The organism is Rhizobium sp. S163, assembly GCF_030380805.1.
In the GTDB taxonomy this organism is placed as follows: domain Bacteria; phylum Pseudomonadota; class Alphaproteobacteria; order Rhizobiales; family Rhizobiaceae; genus Rhizobium.
Map to the genome: position 1 here is coordinate 885,035 of NZ_JAUDSA010000018.1, position 23,094 is coordinate 908,128.

The 23,094-nt window shown below is 60.7% G+C and carries 35 protein-coding genes; 32 read left to right on the forward strand and 3 right to left on the reverse strand.

What is annotated here, in order from left to right:
* Positions 1-12: 12 nt before the first annotated feature.
* Entirely contained in the window at positions 13-921 is a 909-nt protein-coding gene (locus QTL96_RS19925) for a LysR substrate-binding domain-containing protein (RefSeq protein WP_289728866.1), read from the forward strand.
* A 779-nt stretch (positions 922-1,700) separates the two neighbouring features.
* Here QTL96_RS19925 and QTL96_RS19930 read toward each other — a convergent pair.
* Entirely contained in the window at positions 1,701-2,180 is a 480-nt protein-coding gene (locus QTL96_RS19930) for a helix-turn-helix transcriptional regulator (RefSeq protein WP_289728867.1), read from the reverse strand.
* 195 nt (positions 2,181-2,375) lie between these two features.
* On the opposite strand from QTL96_RS19930, the gene QTL96_RS19935 reads away from it, so the two are divergent.
* From QTL96_RS19935 to QTL96_RS20075, 29 genes are all read left to right on the forward strand, one after another.
* Positions 2,376-2,660 carry a helix-turn-helix domain-containing protein gene (locus tag QTL96_RS19935; RefSeq protein WP_289728868.1) on the forward strand — a complete coding sequence of 95 codons (285 nt, stop codon included), beginning with the start codon at positions 2,376-2,378 and terminating at the stop codon, positions 2,658-2,660.
* Between the two features lie 331 nt (positions 2,661-2,991).
* The gene (locus QTL96_RS19940; RefSeq protein ID WP_289728869.1) at positions 2,992-3,345 is read left to right on the forward strand and encodes a hypothetical protein; all 354 of its coding nucleotides are present in this window, start codon (positions 2,992-2,994) and stop codon (positions 3,343-3,345) included.
* Complete coding sequence (locus QTL96_RS19945; protein ID WP_289728870.1) at positions 3,345-4,190, forward strand: ParB N-terminal domain-containing protein; 846 nt, start codon at positions 3,345-3,347, stop codon at positions 4,188-4,190. The genes QTL96_RS19940 and QTL96_RS19945 overlap by 1 nt, the downstream gene beginning before the upstream one ends.
* Positions 4,187-4,648, forward strand: coding sequence for a hypothetical protein (locus QTL96_RS19950; protein WP_289728871.1), 462 nt, complete (start codon positions 4,187-4,189; stop codon positions 4,646-4,648). Before QTL96_RS19945 ends, QTL96_RS19950 begins: the two co-directional genes overlap by 4 nt.
* A complete protein-coding gene (locus tag QTL96_RS19955) occupies positions 4,645-4,851 on the forward strand; it encodes a hypothetical protein (RefSeq protein ID WP_289728872.1) in 207 nt (68 codons plus the stop codon). The genes QTL96_RS19950 and QTL96_RS19955 overlap by 4 nt, the downstream gene beginning before the upstream one ends.
* On the forward strand, positions 4,848-6,890 hold the full coding sequence (locus QTL96_RS19960; protein WP_289728873.1) for a transposase domain-containing protein: 2,043 nt from the start codon (positions 4,848-4,850) through the stop codon (positions 6,888-6,890). The genes QTL96_RS19955 and QTL96_RS19960 overlap by 4 nt, the downstream gene beginning before the upstream one ends.
* 36 nt (positions 6,891-6,926) lie before the next feature.
* Complete coding sequence (locus tag QTL96_RS19965) at positions 6,927-7,964, forward strand: AAA family ATPase (RefSeq protein ID WP_289728874.1); 1,038 nt, start codon at positions 6,927-6,929, stop codon at positions 7,962-7,964.
* Positions 7,961-8,260: a hypothetical protein gene (locus QTL96_RS19970; protein WP_289728875.1), complete on the forward strand. Its 300-nt coding sequence runs from the start codon at positions 7,961-7,963 to the stop codon at positions 8,258-8,260. The genes QTL96_RS19965 and QTL96_RS19970 overlap by 4 nt, the downstream gene beginning before the upstream one ends.
* Positions 8,257-8,532 carry a hypothetical protein gene (locus QTL96_RS19975; protein ID WP_289728876.1) on the forward strand — a complete coding sequence of 92 codons (276 nt, stop codon included), beginning with the start codon at positions 8,257-8,259 and terminating at the stop codon, positions 8,530-8,532. The genes QTL96_RS19970 and QTL96_RS19975 overlap by 4 nt, the downstream gene beginning before the upstream one ends.
* Positions 8,529-8,819: a hypothetical protein gene (locus QTL96_RS19980; RefSeq protein WP_289728877.1), complete on the forward strand. Its 291-nt coding sequence runs from the start codon at positions 8,529-8,531 to the stop codon at positions 8,817-8,819. The genes QTL96_RS19975 and QTL96_RS19980 overlap by 4 nt, the downstream gene beginning before the upstream one ends.
* A 16-nt stretch (positions 8,820-8,835) precedes the next feature.
* Positions 8,836-9,474, forward strand: a complete 639-nt coding sequence (locus QTL96_RS19985) for a DUF3164 family protein (protein ID WP_289728878.1) — start codon at positions 8,836-8,838, stop codon at positions 9,472-9,474.
* A gap of 14 nt (positions 9,475-9,488) precedes the next feature.
* Positions 9,489-9,929: a hypothetical protein gene (locus QTL96_RS19990; protein WP_289728879.1), complete on the forward strand. Its 441-nt coding sequence runs from the start codon at positions 9,489-9,491 to the stop codon at positions 9,927-9,929.
* Positions 9,926-10,126 (forward strand): hypothetical protein, encoded by a 201-nt coding sequence (locus QTL96_RS19995; RefSeq protein WP_289728880.1) that lies wholly within the window; start codon positions 9,926-9,928, stop codon positions 10,124-10,126. Before QTL96_RS19990 ends, QTL96_RS19995 begins: the two co-directional genes overlap by 4 nt.
* Positions 10,123-10,776 (forward strand): regulatory protein GemA, encoded by a 654-nt coding sequence (locus QTL96_RS20000; RefSeq protein WP_289728881.1) that lies wholly within the window; start codon positions 10,123-10,125, stop codon positions 10,774-10,776. The genes QTL96_RS19995 and QTL96_RS20000 overlap by 4 nt, the downstream gene beginning before the upstream one ends.
* On the forward strand, positions 10,773-11,042 hold the full coding sequence (locus tag QTL96_RS20005; protein WP_289728882.1) for a hypothetical protein: 270 nt from the start codon (positions 10,773-10,775) through the stop codon (positions 11,040-11,042). The genes QTL96_RS20000 and QTL96_RS20005 overlap by 4 nt, the downstream gene beginning before the upstream one ends.
* A gap of 3 nt (positions 11,043-11,045) precedes the next feature.
* Positions 11,046-11,282, forward strand: a complete 237-nt coding sequence (locus QTL96_RS20010; protein WP_289728883.1) for a hypothetical protein — start codon at positions 11,046-11,048, stop codon at positions 11,280-11,282.
* A complete protein-coding gene (locus QTL96_RS20015) occupies positions 11,275-11,472 on the forward strand; it encodes a hypothetical protein (protein WP_289728884.1) in 198 nt (65 codons plus the stop codon). The genes QTL96_RS20010 and QTL96_RS20015 overlap by 8 nt, the downstream gene beginning before the upstream one ends.
* Positions 11,469-11,864, forward strand: a complete 396-nt coding sequence (locus QTL96_RS20020; RefSeq protein WP_289728885.1) for a hypothetical protein — start codon at positions 11,469-11,471, stop codon at positions 11,862-11,864. The genes QTL96_RS20015 and QTL96_RS20020 overlap by 4 nt, the downstream gene beginning before the upstream one ends.
* Positions 11,865-11,973: 109 nt before the next feature.
* Positions 11,974-12,696, forward strand: coding sequence for a TIGR02594 family protein (locus tag QTL96_RS20025; protein WP_289728886.1), 723 nt, complete (start codon positions 11,974-11,976; stop codon positions 12,694-12,696).
* A gap of 31 nt (positions 12,697-12,727) precedes the next feature.
* Entirely contained in the window at positions 12,728-12,994 is a 267-nt protein-coding gene (locus QTL96_RS20030) for an NAD(P)+ transhydrogenase beta chain (protein ID WP_289728887.1), read from the forward strand.
* Positions 12,994-13,353: a hypothetical protein gene (locus QTL96_RS20035; RefSeq protein ID WP_289728888.1), complete on the forward strand. Its 360-nt coding sequence runs from the start codon at positions 12,994-12,996 to the stop codon at positions 13,351-13,353. The genes QTL96_RS20030 and QTL96_RS20035 overlap by 1 nt, the downstream gene beginning before the upstream one ends.
* Positions 13,354-13,566: 213 nt before the next feature.
* Positions 13,567-13,785 (forward strand): TraR/DksA C4-type zinc finger protein, encoded by a 219-nt coding sequence (locus tag QTL96_RS20040; protein ID WP_289728889.1) that lies wholly within the window; start codon positions 13,567-13,569, stop codon positions 13,783-13,785.
* Positions 13,786-13,787: 2 nt separating this feature from the next.
* Complete coding sequence (locus QTL96_RS20045; RefSeq protein WP_289728890.1) at positions 13,788-14,147, forward strand: hypothetical protein; 360 nt, start codon at positions 13,788-13,790, stop codon at positions 14,145-14,147.
* Positions 14,144-14,446, forward strand: coding sequence for a hypothetical protein (locus tag QTL96_RS20050; RefSeq protein WP_289728891.1), 303 nt, complete (start codon positions 14,144-14,146; stop codon positions 14,444-14,446). The genes QTL96_RS20045 and QTL96_RS20050 overlap by 4 nt, the downstream gene beginning before the upstream one ends.
* Before the next feature lies 1 nt (position 14,447).
* Positions 14,448-15,038, forward strand: a complete 591-nt coding sequence (locus QTL96_RS20055) for a DUF3486 family protein (RefSeq protein WP_289728892.1) — start codon at positions 14,448-14,450, stop codon at positions 15,036-15,038.
* Complete coding sequence (locus tag QTL96_RS20060) at positions 15,035-16,648, forward strand: hypothetical protein (protein WP_289728893.1); 1,614 nt, start codon at positions 15,035-15,037, stop codon at positions 16,646-16,648. Before QTL96_RS20055 ends, QTL96_RS20060 begins: the two co-directional genes overlap by 4 nt.
* Entirely contained in the window at positions 16,642-18,291 is a 1,650-nt protein-coding gene (locus QTL96_RS20065; RefSeq protein ID WP_289728894.1) for a DUF935 domain-containing protein, read from the forward strand. Before QTL96_RS20060 ends, QTL96_RS20065 begins: the two co-directional genes overlap by 7 nt.
* Positions 18,291-19,514 carry a phage minor head protein gene (locus QTL96_RS20070; protein WP_289728895.1) on the forward strand — a complete coding sequence of 408 codons (1,224 nt, stop codon included), beginning with the start codon at positions 18,291-18,293 and terminating at the stop codon, positions 19,512-19,514. Before QTL96_RS20065 ends, QTL96_RS20070 begins: the two co-directional genes overlap by 1 nt.
* A gap of 85 nt (positions 19,515-19,599) precedes the next feature.
* Positions 19,600-20,511, forward strand: coding sequence for a hypothetical protein (locus QTL96_RS20075; protein ID WP_289728896.1), 912 nt, complete (start codon positions 19,600-19,602; stop codon positions 20,509-20,511).
* Between the two features lie 146 nt (positions 20,512-20,657).
* On the opposite strand, the gene QTL96_RS20080 is transcribed toward QTL96_RS20075, so the two are convergent.
* On the reverse strand, positions 20,658-20,972 hold the full coding sequence (locus QTL96_RS20080; protein ID WP_289728897.1) for a hypothetical protein: 315 nt from the start codon (positions 20,970-20,972) through the stop codon (positions 20,658-20,660).
* Positions 20,969-21,397: a hypothetical protein gene (locus QTL96_RS20085; RefSeq protein ID WP_289728898.1), complete on the reverse strand. Its 429-nt coding sequence runs from the start codon at positions 21,395-21,397 to the stop codon at positions 20,969-20,971. The genes QTL96_RS20080 and QTL96_RS20085 overlap by 4 nt, the downstream gene beginning before the upstream one ends.
* A 247-nt stretch (positions 21,398-21,644) precedes the next feature.
* Here QTL96_RS20085 and QTL96_RS20090 point away from each other — a divergent pair, with 247 nt between their 5' ends.
* Both QTL96_RS20090 and QTL96_RS20095 read left to right on the forward strand, forming a co-directional pair.
* Complete coding sequence (locus QTL96_RS20090) at positions 21,645-22,646, forward strand: phage protease (protein ID WP_289728899.1); 1,002 nt, start codon at positions 21,645-21,647, stop codon at positions 22,644-22,646.
* A gap of 28 nt (positions 22,647-22,674) precedes the next feature.
* Positions 22,675-23,079, forward strand: coding sequence for a hypothetical protein (locus tag QTL96_RS20095; protein WP_289728900.1), 405 nt, complete (start codon positions 22,675-22,677; stop codon positions 23,077-23,079).
* Positions 23,080-23,094: the final 15 nt, after the last annotated feature.

A 23,094-nucleotide genomic window follows, 5' to 3' on the forward strand; every position in this document is an offset into this window, starting at 1 on the left:
CAGAGGTATGAAATGGACACGCGCCACATGCGCTATTTCGTGGCGCTCGCCGAGACGCTGCACTTCGGCCACGCGGCAGCCCGCATGAACATGAGCCAGCCGCCCTTCAGCCGGCAGATCGCCGCGATCGAGAAGGCACTCGGCGCCCGCCTCTTCGAGCGCAACTCCCGCAACGTCGCGCTGACGGCGGCGGGCAAGCATTTTCTCGAGGAGTGTCGCGCGGTGCTCGAGCGTTTCGATACCGCCTGCCGCGACGTGCAGCTGGTGGCATCCGGCGTGAAGGGCGAGCTGAAACTCGGCTTCATGATGAACGCCGCCTACAGCGTCGTCCCGGCGCTGGTGCGATTGTACTCGCAAGCGCGCCCCGATGTCCGCCTCGTTCTCGAGGAGCGCATACCCACGGATATCGAGGAGATGCTGATCGAAGGCCGCCTCGACGCCGCCGTCACCTTCGGCGGCAGCCCGGCCGCGCATCTGCGCACCACGCTTCTCGCCCGCGACCGCCTGCGCCTGATCGCGCCGCGAGATCACCGCCTGGCTGAACTCGACATCGCCGGCCCAACCGATCTTGCTACCGAACGTCTGATCGCCGCCCCCGCAAGCGTGACGCCGACGCTCCGCGACGCCATCCGCAACTACTGCGCCTCCCCGGGCGTCGTCCCGCATTTCGCACTCGAACCCCGCCTGCAACACACCATCATCCGCCTCGTCGCCGAAGGCCTGGGCATCGCGCTCATCCCGCAGTCTTTGTGCGCGGACCTGGCGGAAGGGCTGGTCTCGCGGCCGATTGTGGATGCGCCGGAGTTCGACATCGTGCTCTGCGCTTCGGCTGCGTCCAGCAATCCGGCGGTGCCGGCGCTGTTTGAGGTGGCGGAGAGGTTGGGTGGGGTGGGATGGCTTCTCGGCGAGCGAACGCTCTAAAGAAGCTTGATCGGACAGTCAACAACTGCGCCAGCAGCCCCCTCATCTGCCTGCCGGCATCTTCTCCCCGCTCGGGTGTTGTTTGTCACCCCACTCTGCAATAGGTGGGATTATCCGGGATTAACCGGTAAAAGCTGAAAAGCCCTGAAAATCCAGGGCGTCTGGCGGGTGGGAGTAGCAAAAAGCGCGCTCACTGTTTGTCACCCGCGCCAACGAGTTTTCCGCACGTTCGACGATGGCGGCGGCTAGGCGGGTGGCGGCCTCAAATCGGCCCTGAAAAATCCTCGAGCCGCCTTTGAAGGCCTTTAAATCATTGAAAAGAAACGACCGGCAGAAAAACGGCGATCGGGGCGGCTAGCGCGCGACGCGGTGCGGGTGGTCGAAAAAGCCAATTTGGATTTCCATATCTGGGTGGAAATTCGAATGATCGCTCTGTGACGCCCGGATTACCGGGCTTTTCGTGGTTTTACTGGTTGGCTTGCCGGGCGAGAGATTTCCACGTCCGCGAGCGCCGACCAGCCTGCCGTTAACCTCGAATGTGACTATTAATCGTTCTTTAAGGATACAAGTTGAAAGCGCATTTTTCGGCCTCTACCTTCAATTCTTAGGGTAAGGGGCATCGGAATGAAATCGTAAGTTTTAGAAATTGACAGTAGCCGCTCATCAGCGGCCCTATTGGCATGCCCAGGCGTCTGCCTGGTGAGCTGATCATCGAAAAATCCTAAGAGCGTCAACGTGCACGTCGCGCGAACGCCTCTTTATGCGCCAGATTTAGACAATCATGAAGCCGAGCGTTTCCCGGTGCCGGGCTCGTTCGTTGCCTCATCAAGCCGCTTCCTCAATCGATTTTCGATCCAGGGCAGCATGGCGGCGACCTCGTCCTGGTCGCGTATATCATCGACCTTGTTGACAAGGTCGTTGTAAAGGCCGCCGGCCTCGACGGCGACCTTCTCTGCAGGGATGCGAATGCCGGCTTGGCGATGCACACTGGTGACGATCCCGGCCAAGCGATCGAGCAGCTTCGTGTCGACCGCGACTGCGGGCGCCGGCGCCGCTGCAGGATCGTCGAACATGGCGCCTTCACCCGTGACGATCCAGTTGATGTTTATGCCGTAGCGCTGCCGATAGAGTGCCAGCACATCGCCGTCTGGCGTACGCTCTCCCCGCTCATAGTGAGCGAGCGCGCTTTTGCTGATCCCGAGCCCGGTCGCCAGCTCATCCCGGTCCTCAATATCCAGCGCACGCCGAAGCTCTCTCAAGCGCCGGCCCATCGGGGTTTTCGCCTCGATCTCAGGTCTTGCCAATACCACCACGCGTAAAATCACGATTGGACTTTACAAAGGTCCAAACGTAATTTAACCCTATGTTTGTCGCCTGATTTGACAGGCGACATTTGCACACCAACGACACACAAAAAGCGGATGCGCCAACATCCGCTCCTTGAGGAGAAAGAAATGACAAAAGCCCCGGCTTGGGACCGTCATTCCATCCTCGCCGAGCTTCGCCGAAAGGGTATGACCCTGGCGCGGCTCGCCGAGTTGAAGGAGCTAAGCAAGAGCGGCGTCCGGAATATCTGGACCCGCCCCAACTCGCTCGCGGAAAGAGCTATCGCCGACTTCCTGGAAGTGGATGTCGAGAAGCTTTTCCCGGGCCGTTATCCGAAGCGACGTTCTCACATCCTCGCTCCGGAGTTCGCCCCAAAGTCCAAAGCGGACGCCTCGACAAGAAGCGCCGCCTGAACATGAAAACGGACGGTCTGAGCTGCTCTAGCCTTTACCATCTGAGCCCTCTCTTACGAGTTGGTCAGCAAAGCGGCAACACACCATTGCACGACGGGCCGCTCCGGCTGGCAGCGTCCTCTTCCGTCCGCTCCACCTTCCCACAATCGCCGAACTTTCCGAGTCTCGCAATGACGAAACGCGCTGGCAAAATAGACAAGCGAAATCCCTTTATTCCGTCCCTTTCCCGCGTCTGCATCGCCGCCGACCTCATTCTGGTCGCCGGCGTTGTTTCGATGGCTCTGATTGCTGTCTCGGCATCCGTTTTCACACACTTCATAGGGTTTAGTTCATGGTAAATCCCTCATCCGAAGACGATCGCCAGAAGGCGATGCTCGCGGCCACTTATGGAGCCGTCCGTCACCATTTCTCTCACCTCGCCGTCCGCGACATCATTAGCCCGCCGAACGGCTGGTTTGATGCGCTCCTGGCGCGTCAGATCGTGGTCCATATCATGGTCGTTGATTTCGATGTCCCGAAGCGGCGCCTGGCCATCCTTCAGATGCGCGATCGCACGCAGCTGATCGTTGCTGTTCGGGCGATCAATGCCCGTCTCGAAGATGCCGCCTTCAAGCGCGCTTACGGTCAAATGGTTGCCCGCGCCCAAGGTCTCTTCGCGCAGGAAATAAAAAGGGCGGCAGCATAATGGCCGAGTTTAAGCGTCTCCTCCTCGCGGAAATTTTCATTCCTGAGCGCCTTCGGGCGATCGACGAAGATCACGCGCTCGCGATTGCGAACTCGTTCGTCGAACACGGCCAGATCAACCCTATCACGGTTCGGAAAACGCCGGCCAAGAGTAAGGGCGCCACGCCCTATACGCTTGTAGCTGGTGGGCACCGCATTCGCGCGGCTGCGATTAACGAAGACACCGAGATCGACAGCATCATCGTCGAGGCCGACCAGGACGAAGCCCTCCTGATCGAGATCACTGAAAACCTCTTCCGCAACGAGCTGTCGGTAATCGATCGCGCGGTCTTTGTGCAGACGTACCGCGAGGTATGGGAGAAGGCGTACGGCAAGATCGAGGCAGGCCGTCCGGGAAATAGGATCAACTTGATCCAATTATTCGAGCATGAGGCGGGCAAGGGTTTTTCCCAGCACGTTGCTGACCGCATGGGCATTTCAGTGCCCTCTCTTAAGCGCCTCAACCAGATTGCGCAGAACCTGCACCCGGACGTTCGTGCGGCAGTCCGTGGAACGCCAATCGCTGACAACCAGTCGGCGCTTATCAATCTTGCGAAGATGGAGCCGAAGCAGCAGCGCCAGGTCGCGATCGCCTTCAAGGCCGAGGGCGACTTGAAGAAAGCTATCCAACTTGTGGTGCCGCCGCCAGTGAAGGCCACCGCCGCAGCCCAGCAATCGGCCGTGCTGTCGAAACTCGTCGAGGCATGGGAGATCGCCAGCGAGGAAACCAGAGATCAGTTCCTTCAGCACATCGGCATGGCCGATGACGGGATGATGGCGACGATCGTCGGGGAGAGCGGCGAATGAGCAAGCACCCTGGCCAGCTCGACTTCTTCCTTGAGCCGCTGTTTCCGGTGCGCTCGCCGGCGGCAAGCCTGGACCTCTCGCGTTTCCGCTCAAAGCTGAAGCGCGCCATGGCCCAGGCGATCCGCGAGTGCCCGCATGGGCGCGAGGTCATCGCGGCACGCATGGCGCAGTATCTCGGCCTTCCTAACGTCTCCCGCTCCACGCTCGATGCCTACACTGCGGAAAGCAAGGAGAACCACGACGTTAGCCTCGTCCGCTTCAAGGCCTTTGTCCGAGCGACGAACGCCACCTGGCTTTGGGACATGGTTGTTTCCGAGGACGGCTTGATCATGCTCGAGGGCGACGAGGCTCGCCTAGCCGAGATTGCACGGCTTCAGCAGGAGCAGCGCAACCTCTCCGCCGAGCTGAAGGCGCTCCGCTCGCTTCCGGTATCGATCCGCCGCAAGGGAACACGATGATGGCGAAAGTCTCCCTCTCCAGCCAGATTGAAGCAATCGACGCGTTCCTTCAGCGCGGTAACCGTGCGGCGGTCTTCCCCGGCGCGAAGGGAGATTTGCATCGCGATCACATGAGAGCTGTCGGAGAGACGTTGCGCTGGGTTCAGCGCAACGAGCCCGACATCCGCGACTTCATCGCAGAGAAGAAGGCGAGCCGAGCATGAAAGAGTTCTTCACCGTTGCCGAGCTGGCGGCCGCCAAACTTCCGGACCTTCCGCCGGCTGAGAAGAGCCTGGACAACCTAGCGCGCGCGAGCTGGCGCGGCAATGATGCCCTCGCGCACACTGTCCCTGGCAAGACCAAGCCAGTGTGGGTCTATCATTACTCGCTTCTCCCGCAGTCCGCGCAGACGCGCCTGCGGATCATCCACGATGCTCCAGCCAACAACGACCACGATCTGGCGATCGCGCGCCGTGAGCAGCTCTGGAGGAAATATGAAGGCCTTTCGAGTGAGCATAAGGCGACCTGTGAAGTGCGATTGAGCGCACTTCTCTATGTTGACCAGCTGCAGGCCCGGCTTGTCACGGCGGAAGCCGCAGCCACCATGACGGCACGGAAATTCAACGTCAGCATCCGGACGATCTACAATTGGCAGGAACTCGTGCAAGGCATCGATCGCGGCGATTGGCTGGCGGCCTTGGCACCCTCTTTCAAGAGCGAAGGCGTTCGCTCCGATTGCCACCCCGATGCCTGGGAATACTTGAAGTCGGATTTTCTGCGCCCGGAAGGGCCAGCCTTTTCTGAGTGCTACCGTCGCCTGCTGGTCGCGGCCAAGAAATCAAAATGGGCACCGATTGCCTCTGAGCGCGCACTGCGGCGTCGTCTTGATGCAACCGTCTCTAAAGCGGTCCAGACGCTTGCCCGAAAAGGCAAGGACACGGCGAAGAAGCTCTATCCAGCCCAGCGCCGCCTGCGTCAGCACCTGCATGCCATGCAGATGGTCAACATGGATGGTCACAAGCTGGACGTCTTCGTGAGCGTGCCCTGGTCGGACAAGCCTGTCCGCATGTTCCTCCTTGGCATCCAAGATCTGTACTCGGGCAAGATCGTCGGCTGGCGCTTGTCTGACAGCGAAAACAAAGAGACGGTTCGCCTGGTCATCGGCGATATGGTCGAGAGCTATGGCATCCCTGATGCAATCTTCCTCGACAACGGCCGAGCCTTCGCCTCGAAGTGGATCTCTGGTGGCGTAACCAACCGCTTCCGCTTCAAGGTGCGCGATGAAGATCCGCAGGGGTTGCTGGTCACGCTCGGCGTAGAACTTCATTGGACCACACCTTATTCCGGTCAGTCCAAGCCGATCGAGCGCGCCTGGCGCGATCTCGCCGAGAAGATCTCCAAGCATCCATTCTGTGCCGGCGCTTATGTTGGCAATAAGCCTGATGCGAAGCCGGAAAACTACGGCTCCCGTGCCATCCCCGTTGAGGAATTCAGGCGCCACGTTTCCGCGCAGATCGCTGAGCACAATTCTCAGGTCGGTCGCACCGCGCTCAATTGCGCTGGCAGGAGCTTCGATCAGACTTTCGCCGAAAGCATCGCCTTGCCCAGCACCATCGTGCGCTGGCCGACGGCTTCACAGAAGGCTCTCTGGCTTCTTGCATCGGAACTGATCCGCACAAAAAAAGGCAGCGGGGAGATCCATTACCAGGGCAATCGTTACTGGAGCCGAGAGCTGAACCAGTTTGCCGGCAAGAAGGTCACCATCCGCTTTGATCCGGACAACCTGCATCAGGCGGTCAAGGTTTACGATTTGGAGAATGCGCTGATCTGCGAAGCTGAATGCATCGCTGACGCCGGCTTCAACGACCAGGAGGCGGCACGGCAGCACGCTCGCAAGCGGCGCGATTATGCCAAGGCGATTACCGCCGAACGCGATGCGCACGCCGCGCTTTCCGCCAGCCAGCTATCCGACCTTTATTACAAGGGTGATCTCGCCGATCAGGCGCCGCCCGAACCCATCCGTCCGCGCGTCACGCGCCTGGCGACTGCAGCGGCGGTCGCCTTCCAGCCGGCGCCGGCGATCTCTGAGGACGAGATGGAAGACACATTCTCGAAAGGCCTGGCCCGGATATCGGGCGGCGCTTCGATCATCGAGTTTCCGCAAGGAAATGCCTCGGCAGGTTTTGTGTCCGGGGTAAGTGAGCCGAAAAGTGCAGCGTACGGTTCCAGAAAAAAGAAGGGCGGGGAAAACCCCGCCCGATAACCGGCCATTGGCCTACAAAAGCAGGAACCTTTTATCATGAATGAGAGAATTGGCACAAGCCAAATTAAGAATGCCACACCCGCCTGGGATCGTCCGGTGGCGCCGCCGGCATTGTCGGCCAACCGCACCGAGCAGGATATCGCGCTCTGGTGGGAGCTGATCGACCGCGTCATGGCCACGGCGGGCGCCAACGGTTACTCTAAAACCGAAGTCGCGAAGCGCATGGGGATGCCCGAGGGAACTTTCAGCCAGTGGTTTTCCGGCAAGTATGCGGGGCGCCTGGACAGCACCAACCGCACCGTCGAACAATGGCTGCTGGCGGTCGAGGAGCAAGCTGGTCTCGCCGCGACCATCCCGACTTCGCCCGGCTTTATCAAAACCCGGATCGCAACCGAGATCACGGAAACGCTCGCCTGGGCGCAGATGACGGCGGACATGGTTATGGTCACCCTTGCCGCAGGCAATGGCAAGACGGCGACCTCGCGCCACTATTGCAGCACCCGACCTCACGCCTACCTGGTGACGATCTCGCCGCACACCAAAACGGTCCACGGCATGCTGCTTGAGTTGGCGGCGGTGTTGGAGGTGCACGAGCACAACCCCGCGAAGCTCACCCGTAAGATCGGCGAAAAATTGGGCCGCATCGGCGGGGGCTCTCTCCTCATCATCGACGAGGCGCAGAACCTCGCCGACGAGGCCATCAACCAGCTTCGCCATTTTGTCGATGTCTATCAGTGCGGTGTCGCCCTGGTCGGTAACAACGAGGTCTACACTCGTTTCGTCAAGAAGAGCGACGGCCCTTCTTACGATCAGCTAAAGAGCCGCCTGGGCAAGCGCCTGAAGCGCGACAAGCCTCGGCTCGAGGACCTGCAGGCGTTCATCGCAGCTTGGGGCGTCGTTGATCCCGACTGCGTCAAGCTGCTCACCGGCATCGGTATGAAGGGCGGCGCCCTTCGTCAGATCGACAAGACGCTGAAGCTGGCTTCTCTGGTCGCCATGGGCGCCCAGGAGCCGCTCGCCAAGAAGCACATCGAGGCGGCTTGGAAGAACCGTGACGTGGAGGACATGGCATGACATCCTCCGCTCACAAACTCAGTGACGAACTGAAACTGTTGGACCGCGCCTTCGCTCCGATCGCCCGCTCCGGCGGCTATCTTGATGCGGCCAGCGTAAAGCGTCTGCGCGAGCGGATCGGCCTCCTGGGCAAACTCGCCAACGCGCTCGAAACGGAGGTTTCGTATTTCCGTCTCATCGAGGCCGGCCGCGAGGGGAAGCAGATCGTTGAGCAGCTCGCCACGGATAACCTAGTGCAGCTGGTCAAAGATCCCGAGGGCAAGATCATCTTCCCTGACTTCGGGAGGAAGAAATGAACTGCCAGCAGCTCAAGCCGTCCTCGGCGATCGTCGATTTCCGCAAGTCCATTGTTTCGCTCTTCCAGGCCGGCCGCGTCGTCACACCGACGGCGATGGCCGACGCGATCGCAGGCATCAACACCTGCCTCGCGCTGGCGAGAGAGTACGAGGAGGAGATGGCGATCATCGAGCGCGCCATCACCCGCTCGGAGCCCGTCGTGATCAAATGGGACATGGGGCGGGAGGCTCCGCCACTCCGCCTGATCATTTCCAATAGGCCGGTTCCGTGAGGACCAGCGGCCCAGCCCTCCGCTTCTCGGCGAAAGAACTCGCCGAGGAGCTGGCGCCCAAGGTAGCCCGCATCCTGCTCGACCAGACCTACCGACCGCCCGTCAAGGCGAGGGAAGTCAGAGCGGTCGTGAAGCCAGAACGCCCGAGCCTAGAAAACGCCATCCACGAAGTGATCGAGGCGACCGACCGCCTTGATGCCGACCAATTCACTATCGGCGAAGCCGCCGCTGCCAAACGTCTGTTTCAGGCAGCACAGCGCCTTCGAGCCGCAGCTAGGAGACTTTAAAATGGAAGCAGTCATTATGGCCGACACCGATCGCCCTGGCGTAACGGAGATCAACGGCAAGCTGTTCATGATCAATGCCAAGGGCGGTTTCGATCCGATGGTCGCCGTCAAAGATCAGCATAAAGTCGAGGACACGACGGTTCGCAACATCTTCCAGTTTGCGGAAGAACTCAGCGCCCAGGTCACGCGCTTCAAGGATCACACCTTCGCTGACCTCGCTGCTCTCGATGCGGTCCTCGCACAACAGTACGACACGAAGATCGGTGGGCAGAAGGGAAACCGGACCTATACGTCATATGATGGCCTGTTGAAAATCCAGGTGCAGGTTGCGGACAACATCACGTTCGGGCCGGAGCTTCAAATCGCGAAGAGCCTTATCGACACTTGCCTGGTTGAGTGGAGCGCCGATAGCCGCGAGGAAATTCAGTCTATCATCATGCGGGCCTTCAACACGGATAAGGAAGGCAAAGTGAACCGCTCGGACATCTTCATGTTGCTGAAGCTGGAAATCAAAGATCCGCGTTGGATCAACGCTATGAAAGCGATCCGCGACGCGATCAGGGTCACCGGCTCTAAGGAGTATGTTCGGTTCTACCGCCGCCGCACCCAACAAGAGGACTGGACCAGCGTCACCATCGACATGGCGAAGGCGTGAGGGAGACCGTAGCCATGACCCTTTACAAAAACCTGTTCGATGCCGAGGCCCGCGTCGCCGGGATCTATCCCATTGCGCTGATAGGCGACCCCGAGAACCCACCGGAATGGGTCAAGCAGTTTGCCGAGGACGTGGATTGCAACGACGTCGTCACGATCTTTCGCGGCATGCCTGAGATCGCGGGCCTTTGTGATCTCGACGCTTTCGCCAGCGCTGGGGAACATGCCGCAGCGATTGCCGAAGCTTGGGTTCACACGGGCCGCGAAGGCTTCATCGTGCGTACCGAGATCTGCCATCGTCGGTACGTCGGAAATGGGTCGAACGCGTATTACTCCGGCTGGGGAATTGTGAAGCTTGGCTGGATTTATGTCGAAACGATCGACGGTGTGGAGCCTGCCGTACTGGCAAAGGCTACCGCGATACATGACGTGGCGAAAGCGGAGACGGCATTATGAGCAGCCTCAACTCGAAAACAGCGGTCCAATACGAGGAGATGCTTGCCGACGTGGCTCGGCAAGAAGGTTTCAAGGTCAGGAACGTCGATGGTGCGTTGTACTTCGAGTTCTCGACCTGGACACCGGACGGTCAGGAGGTTGCTGCCCACGTCAACCTTTCGCGCTTTGCAAACGCAATGGCGAGGAGTCAGTCATGAGCAGCACCTCAATCGCAGCGATCCACGTCGCCAAGAAGCAGCTCGGACTCGATGACGACACCTACCGCGCTAAGCTTGCCCGGATCACGGGCAAGCATTCCGTCAAGGACATGGACGAGCCTGAGCGCCAGAAAGTCCTTTCCGTATTTCGCAATGAAGGCTTCACGCCAGCGCCGACGGCTCGTCGGTCGAGTGGCCGCCAGCAGCTTACAGGCAAGTTTGCCAAGAAGCTGCAGGCGCTCTGGATCGCCGCCTGGAACCTCGGCATTGTTCGCAATCGCGACGACGCTGCGCTGGTGGCGTTTGTCAAGCGCCAGACGGGCATCGATCACACGCGCTTCCTGGTCTACGCCGATGACGCCAACCGCGCGATCGAGGCGCTGAAAGGCTGGATGCGCCGCGAGGCCGGCGTCTCCTACGGCAGCAGCAACGGTTACGACTGGCTCGGCACCGATGGCGCCAAGGTAGCCTGGGCGCAGTGGCGTATGTTGGAGCCGAGCGCCGACCTGATGGTTCGCCGGGGCTTTGATGCGGAAGTCACCAAGCTAGCAGGCAAGCCGATGCTCCAGCAGCTCGAGCCAGGTGATTGGCAGAAGGTGATGAACGCGCTCGGCGATCGTATCCGAGCGCGGAAAGCCGACCGCCAATGAACACGGTCGTTTCCTTCCGCGACCCGAAGATGCCGCCCAAGCCTGTCGTCCTCGACAGCTTGGGCGAACCCATGTCGCTGTTCACCTTCAGCTTCGACCACGATGGCCGCGAGTTCTGTTTCGATCTCGCGGCTTACTCTTGGGGGGACGCCGAGCAGCGCCTCTCCTCTCTGTTGCAGTCGATCCGCCTGGACGGCGAGATCCACGCAACGGGAACCGTCGACTTCCTTCCGCCGAACATCTCGGTCAATTTCACAAGGGCATAATTGATGACTGAGCCCCTCCGCGTTTCCGATCATGCAGTGTTGCGTTACCTTGAGCATTCGCACGGCCTCGATGTCGAAGCCGTACGTCTTCACATCGCTGACCGCTGCGCGACCGGCGCGGAGCTGCGGGCGCTGGCCGTTGTCGTCGAGCGTGTGAAGTTCGTCCTTCAGCAGGGCGTCGTCGTCACCACGCTTCGACGCAATGGCATCGCTTTTCCGCGAGGTAGCCGCGATGGCTGACAATCTTCCCCTGTTCGAAAACAGCGAACTGACGCGCGTTCAAACTCGGTGTGAAGAGCTTGAAAAGAAGCTTCGAGCCGGTGGAAGGGACGCGCATTCGCGTATCCGCATGGAGCGCAAGCTGATCCTGGCGCGGGCCGAGCAGATCCGCATCGAGCTGAACCTCGGTTTCGGAAGGAGGCGCTCGTGAACAGCTCGCTTCCCGGTCTCCTTGGCGATATCGCCGCGATCACCGACGCCGAGACGGCACTCCTGATTGCGCAGAGCCACGGCGGCGTTCGGGTGTCGATCCCGCCGCGCGCCGAGGATGGCCATTGGCTCACCGAGCTGCTCGGCTTCGAGTTAGCCGATCGGATCTGCAGAGGACTATCCGTCCTTGATGGCGACGGCAAGCTCAAGGGCGTCCAGCGAGAGGTTATCCCGCTAGGCCCGGCCGCAGTCCTGAAGGCGGCCAGGCGCCGCGCCGCAGAAGCGCTCAGCGAAGGCAAGAGCGTGCGCGACACCGCACAAATATCGGGCTTGCATGAGCGCACGATATTTCGGATGAAGGCATCCGACAGCGACCAAGGCGAGCTTTTCTAGCCCTTGGTGAAAAGGGCTGACATCTGTCAGCCCGCCCGACTACACCTCCCGTTGCATAGTCCCAGCATCGAAGCGGCCATTCGGCCCGCTTGGTTTGGGGCACTTACAAATGACTTCTTTCGAGCTTTGGCTGAACACCCGGCTGCGCGTCCACGGCGCTTATGACGGTGTCGTCGACGGCGTCTACGGTCGCGCATCGATGGAGGCCTTGATCCGCTTCCAGAAAGCGGAAGGGCTTCCGGCGACAGGCCGAGCTGATACGGCCACTGTCGCAGCATTGCGGGTCGAGCCACGTGGTAGCGTCGTGAAGGTCGTGCCAGCGCCGGTCATCCCGGCCGAGCCTGTATGGATGCGGGAAGCTCGACGCTTTGTCGGCCTCCTCGAAATTCCAGGCCCCAAGTCGAACTCGACGATCATCGGTTGGGCGAAGGCGCTCGGCGGTTGGATCGCAACGTTCTTCACTAATGACGACACGCCCTGGTGCGGCCTCTTCATGGCGCATTGCTTCGGCTTCACGCTTCCCCAGGAGAAGCTTCCCGCCAACCCGCTCGGCGCTTTGGAGTGGAACAAGTTTGGCGCGCAGCTCACCAGTCCGGTCCTCGGCGCGGTCCTCGTCTTCAAGCGCCCTGGCGGCGGCCATGTCGGTCTCTACGTGGGCGAGGACGATCAGAACTACATCGTCCTTGGCGGCAATCAGTCCAACAGCGTGAAGCTCTCACTGGTCGAAAAGGCTCGCTGTGTCGGCATCCGTTGGCCGAAGACCGGCAGCTCGCCTATCGGCGGCATCATCCGTAGCACCCTGGAGGATGAGGTTTCGCGCAATGAAGCCTAATCGTCGGTCGCCAGGAAAGCCGTCTTATACAATGACGCGGCGATGGAACTGGATCAGCTTCGTACTGTCATGGTGCATCCTGATCGGGCTTGCCGTTGCTGCTTGCCGGGGTTCGACAGAGGCCGTCGCGCTGGCGCCATTCTACGTTCCGAGCCTCTGCGCAATGATTGCCGTGCTGATCGGCGTCCATCGAAGCTACGGATCGAAGGACTTCGAGGTGGCGAATTCTCCATACGGCATGACCCCTCCGTATGATGCGCGCGCCGAGCCTGGCGCGGGAAACGGCGAGGTGCGCTGATGGAGATGATCACCAAGCCAATCACCCTTGTGCTCATCGCCGGCGCGCTGCTCGTTGCAGCCGCCGGCCTCGGCTACCTCGGCCTGCGCGAGTTCCACTCTATGCTCGATGAGGCGGCTGAAAATGCAACGGCACTTGCCGACGCTAAGTGGATTGCCAAGCTCGAGGCCGCCGACGCGGATACCAACCGCAAGATCGCTGAGCAGATGAAAGCCACCCTCCAGATCCAGGCCAGCGCAAGCGAACAGGTGCGCCAGGCCGAACAACAGTTAGCCGACAGCGAGAAGCAGAATGAAGCACTACCAGGTGGGAACAGTTGTGGCCTTAGCGCTGCTCGCGTCCGGCTGCTCCCTGACTAACCCAGACCCGAAGCCTGATCCGATCGTCGTCACTCGTGTCGTGACGAGGGATCTGCCACCAGAGGTGAAGAAGCCCGTGCCCCCACTTTCAGAGAAGCCTGATCGCGACTTGCCCGAGCTGGAGGTCGGCAAGCTGTGGGCACACGACCGGACGTCCCGCAACATCGCGGTGACGCGTCTAAACGCATGCATCGCTTCCTCGGAGGCGACACCGTGAACGGCAACGCCCTTTTCGACCTTGCCGAGATCCGCGCCGAGGAAGAGCGCGAAGCGGAGATTAAGCGTGCCGGCGCCGCCTTGAAGCGAACAGGCAACACCGAGTGCGATGACTGCGGCGGAGAGATCGCCGAGACCCGGCGCCGTGCGCTGCCATCCGCTCGCCGTTGCATCCACTGCCAGGAGCACTTCGAGCTCCACGCGAAAGGCCGCTGACCATGGATTTCGAAACACTCAAGTCGTGGACCGGCTTTCTCGCGCTGCTGATCTCGGTCGCGACCTCCGTATGGCACATCATCTCGTCTGGCTCGAAGAAGACGGCGAGCGATCTCAACAAGTTCAAAGAACAGGACAGCGCGGAAAAGACACAGCTCATGGTGACCCTGCAAGCGCTGGAAAGGCGCACGCAGTCGCTGGAGAGCGACATCAAACACCTTCCGGACGCGGAGGCGGTCATGTCGATGCGGATCGCCATAGAGCGACTGGAGGGAAAGCTGGGGCGAGTGGAAGAGAGCCAGATGGGAATGGCGCGCACCGTGGCGCGCGTTGAAGATTTTCTGATGAAGGGTGCGGCATGACCGACTTCAATGATTTTGTCACGATCGATGCGCGCCTGGTCATCCTGCGCGCTCTGGCCGAGCAGCCGGACGGTCGGTTGAACGATAGCCTGGTCGCCGACGTTCTCGACAGCTATGGCCACCATCGGTCGCGCGACTGGATACGCCAGCAGCTCCGCTACCTGGCCGATATCGGCGCCGTTAAAAACACCGACGTCGGGAACGGGATCGTGGTCGCGATGATCACGCGCCTCGGTGTTGATCACGTCGAGCGCCGCACTCAGCTCGAGGGCGTCAAGCGCCCGTCGATCGGAGCCTGATATGGCGCAGGGTCGTGGTCGTCTCAACATCATCGAGCAGCTACCGGCGGAATGCGGTGAGATCGTTGCCTGGGCCGCCGAGGAACTGCAGAAGCGTGAGCGAACGCAGACCGAGATTTATTCGGAGTTTGTCAGCAAGCTCGACGGTCTGAAAGCGGAGTATCGTGGCGAGCTGGAGTTCGACATTCCGTCCTTTTCCTCCTTCAACCGATACAGCATCAAGCTGGCAACGTTGACTAAGCGCATGCAGGAAACCCGCGAGATCGCTTCGACGCTCGCCAAGAGCTGGGACATCGAGGCATCCGACAACCTCACGCTTATCGCGGCCGAGGCGGTCAAGACGTTGGTGTTCGAACTGCTCACTGGTGCCGGTGAAGCGGGCATCGACCCGAAGGGCGCCTTCGCGCTTGCGAACGCACTTCGATCTGCCGCCCAGGCGCAAGGTATCTCGACCGCCCGCCGTCAGAAGATCGAGGCCGACTTCGCGGATAACGCAAAGCAGGCAGTCGCCCAGGTGCAGAAGAGCAAGGGGCTTTCGGCCGACGCGGCCGAGGAGATCCTCTCGAAGATCCTCGGGGTTAAGGCAACATGACCGCGCCTATTACTGAGGAACAGTGGGCAGAGGCCCGGCGAACCGCCACTGAGGTTCTGCCGGGCCTTGTCAAAGAGCTGGGCCTTCCGAAGGCTCTGCTGTCGTATCAGTCGCGCGCGATCTCCATGCTGGAGAGCACCGCCTGCCGCGTCCTCTTCATCGAGAAGAGCCGCCGTATCGGCTTGACCTTTGGCTTCGCTGCCTATGCCGCCCTGCGAGCCGGCCGCGCCAAGAGCGCCGGCGGCATGGACGTGATGTATATCTCCTACTCGCAGGAGATGACCCGCGAGTTCATCGACGCCTGCGCCATGTGGGCTCGCGCCTATTCCGACGCGGCGATCGAGGTCGGGGAATTCCTGTTCGACGACAGCGACAAGGAAGGCGAGCGGTCCATCCAGGCGTTCCGCATTCGCTTCGCGTCCGGTTTCGAAATCCTGGCCTTGTCGTCGGCGCCGCGTACGCTTCGCGGTAAACAGGGCGTCGTCATGATCGACGAGGCAGCCTTCGTTGACAGCCTGCCCGAGCTGTTGAAGGCGGCACTGGCGTTCCTGATGTGGGGCGGCCAGGTCGTCGTCTGCTCGACCCATGACGGTACCGAGAACGAGTTCAACAAACAGATCCAGGCCATACTAGCGGGGCGGTCGAAGTACGACCATCTCCGGATCGATTTCGACCAGGCGCTGAAGGAAGGCCTCTACGAACGCATCTGCCTGGTGAACGGCCGAGAGTGGTCGCCGGAAGGCGAAGCGGCATGGCGCCAGGAGATCATCGATTTCTACGGCGATGGCGCCGACGAAGAGTTGTTCTGCATTCCGACGGCGGGCTCTGGCGCCTGGCTCGCGGGTCCTCTCGTCGAGGCGCGCATGTCGCTCGAAAAGCCGATCATCCGTCTTGAGCTGCCCGGCGACTTCCTGCACCGGAACCGCATCGAACGCGCGATCCTGATGGCGCCGGCGCTGCAGCAACTGAAAGAAGCACTGCAGCGTCTCGACAAGACCAGGCTTCATGCCCTCGGTTTCGACTTTGCCCGCGTCGCCGACTTGTCGGTCGCTACCCTCCTCTCGACCACACGCCTTTTGAAGCGCGAGGAGGAGCTGACGCTCGAGATGCGCAACGTACCTGGCGATGAGCAGAAGATGCTCATCCGTCTTATCCTTGAGAACGCACCTCGTCTGGTCGGCGCCGCCTTTGACGCCACCGGGATGGGCTGGACTGTCGCGGAAGACATGGGCCGCCTGTTCGGCTTCCGCACACCAGACAGCCCGGCTGGTCTGATCGACGCCATCAAGTTTTCGACCGACTGGTATCGCTTCAACATGCCACCGCTGAAGACGGCATTTGAGGACGACCAGATCGCGCTCTCGAAAGACGATGAACACCTGACCGACCTTCGCATCGTCAAGGTTATCGCAGGCGTCCCGAAGGTTCCGGATGTTCGCACGGGTGAAGGGGCAAAGAAGCGGCACGGCGACTTTGCCATCGCACTTGCCCTGGCGCACTTCGCCAGCCGTCACCAGTGGACCGAGTACGATTATCAATCCGTCGCCGCTCTCGCCGAAGGCATGGGCGATGAAGACGATGACAACGCATATGGGAGACGGCATTGGTAAGCAGCCGCACATCATCCATCCTCGGTCCCGACGGCCGGCCGATCGTCGTCCAGGTACTGGCCGAGGAGATTGCAACACCGACCGTCGCCGGCGTTCGCCGCACCCACGAGGAGCGCGTCGCAACCGGCATCACACCCGAGCGCCTCGGCACGATCCTTCGCGAAGCCGCCCAGGGCGACGCCCGAAGCTACCTCACACTCGCCGAGGAAATGGAGGAGCGATATCTGCATTATGCATCACAGCTTCAGACACGGCGCCTGGCCCTTGAAGGCATCGACGCGACGATCGAGGCGAACGACGCCGACGCCAAGATCGTCGACGCTGTTACCGAGTTGGTGCAGGATGATGGCTTCAAGAACGCGCTCGGCAATCTGACGGACGGGATCTCGAAAGGCTACGCCGTTGTCGAGATGATGTGGGAGTATAAGCGCAAGGCGCTGCGGCCGGTCGAGTACATCGAGCGAGATCCGCGGTTCTTTCAGCTCGACCGATTGACCCTGCGCGAGTTGCGCCTGGCGGTTGACGGCTCGATCGAGGGTGAGGAGCTGCCCGAGGCAAAGTTCCTTCGCCACATGCCACGCACCAAGATGGGCCTGCCGCTGCGACGCGGAATGGCACGTCCGGCGGCCTGGGCTTATCTAATACAGCAGTTCACGCTTCAGGATTGGGCGGCCTTCTCCGAGGTCTACGGCATGCCGCTGCGCGTCGGCAAGTACAACGCCAACGCCAGCGCCGGCGACAAGCGCACCTTGCTGAAGGCCGTCGCCTCGATCGCCAATGATGCGGCCGCCATCATTCCCCAGGGGATGGAGATCGAGTTCCACGAAGTCAGTGGCAATAACGGCGCCGCAGTTTTCGGCGGCCTCCTTGAGTATATCGACAAGCAGATCTCGAAGCTGGTCGTCGGCCAGACCATGACATCGGACGACGGTTCTTCGCTCGGCCAGGCTAAGATCCACAACGAGGTCCGTCTCGATATCTTGCGGGCCGATGCCAAGCAGCTTGCGTTCACGGCCAATCGTGACCTGATCAAGCCGTTCGTTGATCTCAACTTCGGGCCGCAAGAGAAGTATCCGGCCCTTCAGCTCCTGGTGCCCGATCCAGAGGACGTCGTGGCGCTGACCGACGCCGTTGCCAAGATGGTGCCCTTCGGCTTGCGCGTGAAGCAGTCCGAGATCCGCGAGAAGATCGGGCTATCCGATCCTGTCGATGGCGATGAATTGCTTATGCCGATCAATACAGCGCCGGCGGCTGAGCCTGCGGCGGTTATCGAGCCCAAGCCGATCGCGAAACCAGCACCGGCGAACGACGATCGCAGGTCGAAGACCGCTGCGCTATCTGCCATCGTCTTCGACCATCGCCGTGCTTGTCGCTGTGGAGCCTGCACGTCCTTGCTCGCGGCCGAAGCCGGCGAGCCCGACGCGCTTGACCAGGTGGATGCATTATTCACCTCGGCCGCCAACGACTGGGAGGCCATGTCTCGTCCGATCGTGCAGCCGATCGCCGAGATCCTGTCGACGGCATCGAGCTTCGAAGAGGCTTTGAAGCTCATTGAAACTGCAGGGCCGGACGCCTCGAAAATGGCGGAGCGCCTCGCTCGGTTGACGGCGATCGCGCGTGGCATCGGTGATGTAGTCGACTGATGGCCAGGATCCAGAAGACGTTCGCTGCGCCGCTCGAGGTCACCAGCTATTTTGAGGGCAAGACCCTGCGACCGGCCTTCTCATGGCAGGATGTGTGGGGCGAAGAACACGCCTATGCATTCACGGTCGCCAAGGCGACCGAGGCCGAGCTGCTGACCGGCTTTCGCGACAGCATCGCGGAGGCGATCAGGAGCGGCAAAGGTTTCGACACCTGGAAGCTCGACATCGAAGCGGAGTTGACACGGCAAGGATGGTGGGGCCCTCGCATGGTCGCGGACCCGGCCGGCGACCAGCCCGATCGGATGGTGGACTTCTCCAGCACCAGGCGACTGAAGACCATCTTCTGGTCAAATATGAACTCGGCCCGCGCGGCCGGCCAGTGGGAGCGAGCCCAGCGAAGCAAGCGCGCGCTGCCTTACATCCTCTATGTTCGCACCTCGTCGGCCGATCCTCGCGCCGAGCATCTCGGGTGGGTCGGCATCATCCTGCCTGTCGATCATCCTTTCTGGCGAACCCACTGGCCGCCGAACGGCTGGGGCTGCAAATGCCAGGTGCGGCAAATATCAGCCCGCGAGGCCGCTGCCTTGCTCGGCCGCGAGCCGACGGAAGGAGGCATCGTTTATCGCGACAGTCTTCCGGACTTTGGCCCGGACATAGAGCATCGCAATCGCCGCACCGGCGAGGTCACCATGGTTCCCCCTGGTATTGATCCAGGCTGGCAGACAAACCCTGGCCTGGCGCGCGCCTCGACCCTGATCCAGAACCTTGAAGCGAAGCTGGCGGCGGCGCCGGCGGCCGATGCGACAGCGATGCTAACCGGCCTCTGGAGCGATCCCTATTTGCAGCTGGCGCCGCGCCTTGAGCCGAAGGTGTGGTTGCCCGCCGGCGTTTCACGGGAGCTTGCCGAACAGCTCGGCGCCAAGTCTCCCGTTGTTTCGATTACCGGCGAGGCCATCGCCGATCGGATCGAACGTCACAAAATGTCGATCGACGATTTCACCGCGCTGCCGAAGATCATTGCCGGCTCCGAGATCGCTGCCGATCGCAAGGGCAACGAGCACGGCCGGACCCTATATCGAAAGATCGGGAAGATTTTCTGGCGCGCGTTCGTGAGTGTCTCATCGAACGGCTATCTACGGCTAAACTCGCTGCACCAAAAGAATGCAAAAGAAGTCAAAGCGGAGTTCAAACGGATCGGACGAGATTGGCCCTTTCACGATTAACCGTCTTCAGATCGATTTTCTCTTGCCGAGTTGCAAGCCTGAGTTTCCTTGCTAGACATAATCCACCGGTGAAAAGGGGGACTGCATGGCAAAGAAGACTGAAAGCAAAAAGCTCTGCTTCATTGTTGGGCCGATCGGTGACGATAGCAGTGAGGATCGCATGCATGCAGACTGGTTACTGGAGGAAATTATCGAACCGGTTTTTGCCAAAGATTTTCCAGACTTCGAAATCAAGCGGGCAGACAAAATCTCAGATCCAGGCCGCATCGACTCTCAAGTGATCACAGCGCTTTTGGACGCTGACCTTGTGATCGCAGACCTTACGACGTTGAACCCGAATGCGTTCTATGAGATCGGCATCCGTCATACAGTGCAGAAACCGATCATTCATATGCACTTGGAAGGTCAGAGGATCCCGTTCGACATTGCGTCGTTTCGCTCGATCAAATTCGATCGAAAGTGGCCGCGCGATTTAAAGAATGCTCGGATCGCGTTGCATTCATCCATTACAGCGGTTCTCGCTGATGGCTATGAGGTGGACAATCCTGTCACCTTCAGTCGCGGGAAGGTCGAGTTCGACCGAAAAGCGACGCCGACGGAGAAGGTCCTGCAAGATCAAGTCTATAAACTGAGTGAACGCCTAAGGCAGATAGAAAGTCTGCCGCCCAATCAAACCCAATCGGAGCGAGTGCGGGCTCTAGCTGATGCAAATTTCAGATTTCCTTCGAAACTGACTGAAGACATTGCAAAGGCGCTGGTCGCAAGGCCGGCCACCAAAACTTTGATGATCCACGCTGCCGCAGACGCACCAGTTCAATTGTTTTGGGAATTTGTGAATGGCGTTGTTGAACGCATGGAGAATGCTCAAGCAACCTTGGTGGGGGCCAACACGGTTGAGGTGCGCTTTAAAGACACCTTTGAGAATGCCAACGTAATTCATGAGCTTGGAGAACTCGTGAAAACGTCAAAAATCGCACTGACTTACTATCTTCCATAATGGAGAACTCGCGCGACAGGGAGGGACCGCTTCCCGGCCTGTCCGGGCTCCCTCCAGTGGGCATCGAGGCCACCGGACTTCACTGTCGCGCTGACATAATTATAGCGCGACCGGGCCGCGACGGCAACGGTAGTCACGGAGAACGTCTAGCCGCCGCTATCCTTGCTGCCGCGAAGACCGTTGTGACGCATGAGGCGATGATAGTAGTCCTCGACCTTTCTGGCGGCTTCGCGGGCGGTGGCACAGTAACCCTGGTGAGGAAGAAGCCGCTGCCTGACATGGGGCCCTTGCCCGTTCCACTGCCATTGGCCATTCAGCTTTCCGCCCTCCTCGAGGCGGATGACGCCGATGTTCACATCGCCATCCAAACCAACGAAATTCTGTAGCGGTTTTCCGTCCAGGCCAGTCTCGCCGGGGTAGGTTGGCCGCCAGGGATAGAGCGGCGTGTATTCCTCACTCACCGACCGAGTAGCTTCAGCAGTTGCTTTGACTGTGCGGCGGCAGCCTGGCGGCCCGCATCATCGAGTAGCTCCGGGCCGCAGAAATGCTTCTGGTTCGACGTGTCGGTAATGTCGGTCTCAAGATGTCCGGACTGGATGATCACGATGCGCCAGGCGCAGCCGAGAACCGGGTTGATCCTGATGGCTTCGTTGCAGCCAGTGCTGAGGCAGAACGAAACATTGCGCTGGCCCTGATATTCGCCCTTCACCGCTTTCTGATAATTCTTCGACCAGGTCGCCTTCGCATACTCGCAACCAGCCTTGTCGCTCGCGGCCTGGCAGTCGTTGATGCTGTTGAGGTAATCGTCGGCTGGTGGCCAGCCTGCAGCTTGGGCCAGACCGGCCGCCAAGATGGCGATGATTGCGACGCTACCCAACTTCAACATTCTTCCCTCCGAGCCAAGTTTTCAGGCGACCATAGAAATCGCCACAGACGCGCGCAAGGGGGCTTGGAGGGGCGGATACTCGCACCTGACCCCAAAAGCGCGCGTACGGGCTTTGAAAATGGTTTGATTTTGACGCGCTTCGAGTATGATGGGGGAAGTTGCCGGCGGTTGCCCGATCTGGGCTTTGATCTGATGGCTGACACATGTCAGCCCCGCCTTCGCTGTTTGATCTGGCAGATATTGCCTCATGATCAAGCACGCAGCAACCACCCTCCTGATTTCCTGCCTTTCGGCTTCCATCGAGGCTGACGCCCTGGCCATGACCAGCGTCACCGCGATCGACGTGTTTGCCGCCGAACCCAACGCTACGACCCAAGCCGGCCCGGCTTGGATCAAGTTGACGCCGCGTGGTGCCTTCACCAGCCGTGACGGCCGCGATTTCATCGTCGAGCCGGAAGTCCTCGTCGAGCGTTTCAACGCCGACAAGGTGTCGGTCCCGCTCGATCTCGATCATGCCACGGTCAAGAAGGCGATGTTCGGCGAGGCTGCGCCGGCGGTCGCTTGGATCGAGGAGCTGCAGGCGCGCGCCGATGGCCTCTACGGTCGGGTGGCCTGGCTCGCGACAGGTCTCGAAGTCCTGACCGCAAAGTCCCATCGCTACATCTCGCCGTCGCTCAAGACCGACGACAAGGGTCGCGCCACCTGGCTGCATTCCGCCGCCCTGGTCGCGGCCCCCGGAATTTCCATGCCGGCCGTCGCGTCGGCATCCGCCACAACCTCAAAGGAGACTTCCATGCTGAAGGCAATCGCCATGGCCCTCAATCTCGCACCTGAAGCCAACGAGGCGTCTTGCCTCTCGGCGATCGGCGATCTGTTCAAGCGGATCGATCCCGCCATTCATCAGCAGACGCTCGCCTCTCTAGCCGCCGCAAACACCGAACTCGTGGCGATCAAGGACGCGGGCCGCAAGGCTGAGGTCGATACGCTGCTCGAAGGCGCTCTGACCGCCAAGAAGATCACGCCGGCACAGCGCCCGCAGTTCGAAGCGCTGTGCGCCACCGACGACGGCCTGGCGCAGGTCAAGACGTTGATCGAGACGCTCGGCGCCGGCCTTCAGAACAGCAACCTCGACAAGCGAGACGCGGTCACCGTGGTGCAGACACTGTCGGCCGAAGACCGCGACATCATGAAGATGATGGGCCTGTCCGAGGAAGACTACCGCAAGGCCAATGGCCTGACGGCCTCTTAACCCACACCAACCGCCGGAGACCCACCACATGACGGCAATGTCGCAGGCCCGTCCCGTCGTTCAGACGGAAGGCAAGTTTTCCATCGCTCCCGTCAAGGGCGCAACCACCATTCTCCAGGGCGCGATCGTCGTCATGGATGCCGGCCTGGCTGTTCCTGGCAAGACCGCAGTCGGCCTCGTCGTCCTCGGCGTGGCCGATCAGGGCGTCAACAACGCCGGCGCAGACGGTGCCAAGAAGGTCACGACCGAGCGCGGCGTCTTCAAAGTCTTCAACTTGCCCGCCGACCCGATCCTCGCCGGCGACGTGGGTAAGGACGCCTACCTGGTCGACGATCAGACCGTCGCCAAGACCAACGGCGGCAACACCCGCTCGGTCGCCGGCAAAATCATCAACGTTGATGCGGACGGCGTCTTCGTGCGCCTCGGCTACTGACGTCAGTTTCAACCA

Bases quoted from the DNA above. Each gene is read 5' to 3' on its own strand.
- QTL96_RS19940 (WP_289728869.1), top strand. From the start codon at position 2,992: ATGGTAAATCCCTCATCCGAAGACGATCGCCAGAAGGCGATGCTCGCG.
- QTL96_RS20085 (WP_289728898.1), bottom strand. From the start codon at position 21,397: ATGTTGAAGTTGGGTAGCGTCGCAATCATCGCCATCTTGGCGGCCGGT.
- QTL96_RS20005 (WP_289728882.1), top strand. From the start codon at position 10,773: ATGAACACGGTCGTTTCCTTCCGCGACCCGAAGATGCCGCCCAAGCCT.
- QTL96_RS19960 (WP_289728873.1), top strand. From the start codon at position 4,848: ATGAAAGAGTTCTTCACCGTTGCCGAGCTGGCGGCCGCCAAACTTCCG.
- QTL96_RS19970 (WP_289728875.1), top strand. From the start codon at position 7,961: ATGACATCCTCCGCTCACAAACTCAGTGACGAACTGAAACTGTTGGAC.
- QTL96_RS19945 (WP_289728870.1), top strand. From the start codon at position 3,345: ATGGCCGAGTTTAAGCGTCTCCTCCTCGCGGAAATTTTCATTCCTGAG.
- QTL96_RS19925 (WP_289728866.1), top strand. From the start codon at position 13: ATGGACACGCGCCACATGCGCTATTTCGTGGCGCTCGCCGAGACGCTG.
- QTL96_RS20015 (WP_289728884.1), top strand. From the start codon at position 11,275: ATGGCTGACAATCTTCCCCTGTTCGAAAACAGCGAACTGACGCGCGTT.
- QTL96_RS20095 (WP_289728900.1), top strand. From the start codon at position 22,675: ATGACGGCAATGTCGCAGGCCCGTCCCGTCGTTCAGACGGAAGGCAAG.
- QTL96_RS19975 (WP_289728876.1), top strand. From the start codon at position 8,257: ATGAACTGCCAGCAGCTCAAGCCGTCCTCGGCGATCGTCGATTTCCGC.
- QTL96_RS20055 (WP_289728892.1), top strand. From the start codon at position 14,448: ATGGCGCAGGGTCGTGGTCGTCTCAACATCATCGAGCAGCTACCGGCG.
- QTL96_RS20030 (WP_289728887.1), top strand. From the start codon at position 12,728: ATGACGCGGCGATGGAACTGGATCAGCTTCGTACTGTCATGGTGCATC.
- QTL96_RS20035 (WP_289728888.1), top strand. From the start codon at position 12,994: ATGGAGATGATCACCAAGCCAATCACCCTTGTGCTCATCGCCGGCGCG.
- QTL96_RS20010 (WP_289728883.1), top strand. From the start codon at position 11,046: ATGACTGAGCCCCTCCGCGTTTCCGATCATGCAGTGTTGCGTTACCTT.
- QTL96_RS19995 (WP_289728880.1), top strand. From the start codon at position 9,926: ATGAGCAGCCTCAACTCGAAAACAGCGGTCCAATACGAGGAGATGCTT.
- QTL96_RS20045 (WP_289728890.1), top strand. From the start codon at position 13,788: ATGGATTTCGAAACACTCAAGTCGTGGACCGGCTTTCTCGCGCTGCTG.
- QTL96_RS20050 (WP_289728891.1), top strand. From the start codon at position 14,144: ATGACCGACTTCAATGATTTTGTCACGATCGATGCGCGCCTGGTCATC.
- QTL96_RS20070 (WP_289728895.1), top strand. From the start codon at position 18,291: ATGGCCAGGATCCAGAAGACGTTCGCTGCGCCGCTCGAGGTCACCAGC.
- QTL96_RS19990 (WP_289728879.1), top strand. From the start codon at position 9,489: ATGACCCTTTACAAAAACCTGTTCGATGCCGAGGCCCGCGTCGCCGGG.
- QTL96_RS19965 (WP_289728874.1), top strand. From the start codon at position 6,927: ATGAATGAGAGAATTGGCACAAGCCAAATTAAGAATGCCACACCCGCC.
- QTL96_RS19955 (WP_289728872.1), top strand. From the start codon at position 4,645: ATGATGGCGAAAGTCTCCCTCTCCAGCCAGATTGAAGCAATCGACGCG.
- QTL96_RS19935 (WP_289728868.1), top strand. From the start codon at position 2,376: ATGACAAAAGCCCCGGCTTGGGACCGTCATTCCATCCTCGCCGAGCTT.
- QTL96_RS20075 (WP_289728896.1), top strand. From the start codon at position 19,600: ATGGCAAAGAAGACTGAAAGCAAAAAGCTCTGCTTCATTGTTGGGCCG.
- QTL96_RS20000 (WP_289728881.1), top strand. From the start codon at position 10,123: ATGAGCAGCACCTCAATCGCAGCGATCCACGTCGCCAAGAAGCAGCTC.
- QTL96_RS20025 (WP_289728886.1), top strand. From the start codon at position 11,974: ATGACTTCTTTCGAGCTTTGGCTGAACACCCGGCTGCGCGTCCACGGC.
- QTL96_RS19950 (WP_289728871.1), top strand. From the start codon at position 4,187: ATGAGCAAGCACCCTGGCCAGCTCGACTTCTTCCTTGAGCCGCTGTTT.
- QTL96_RS20060 (WP_289728893.1), top strand. From the start codon at position 15,035: ATGACCGCGCCTATTACTGAGGAACAGTGGGCAGAGGCCCGGCGAACC.
- QTL96_RS19985 (WP_289728878.1), top strand. From the start codon at position 8,836: ATGGCCGACACCGATCGCCCTGGCGTAACGGAGATCAACGGCAAGCTG.
- QTL96_RS20090 (WP_289728899.1), top strand. From the start codon at position 21,645: ATGATCAAGCACGCAGCAACCACCCTCCTGATTTCCTGCCTTTCGGCT.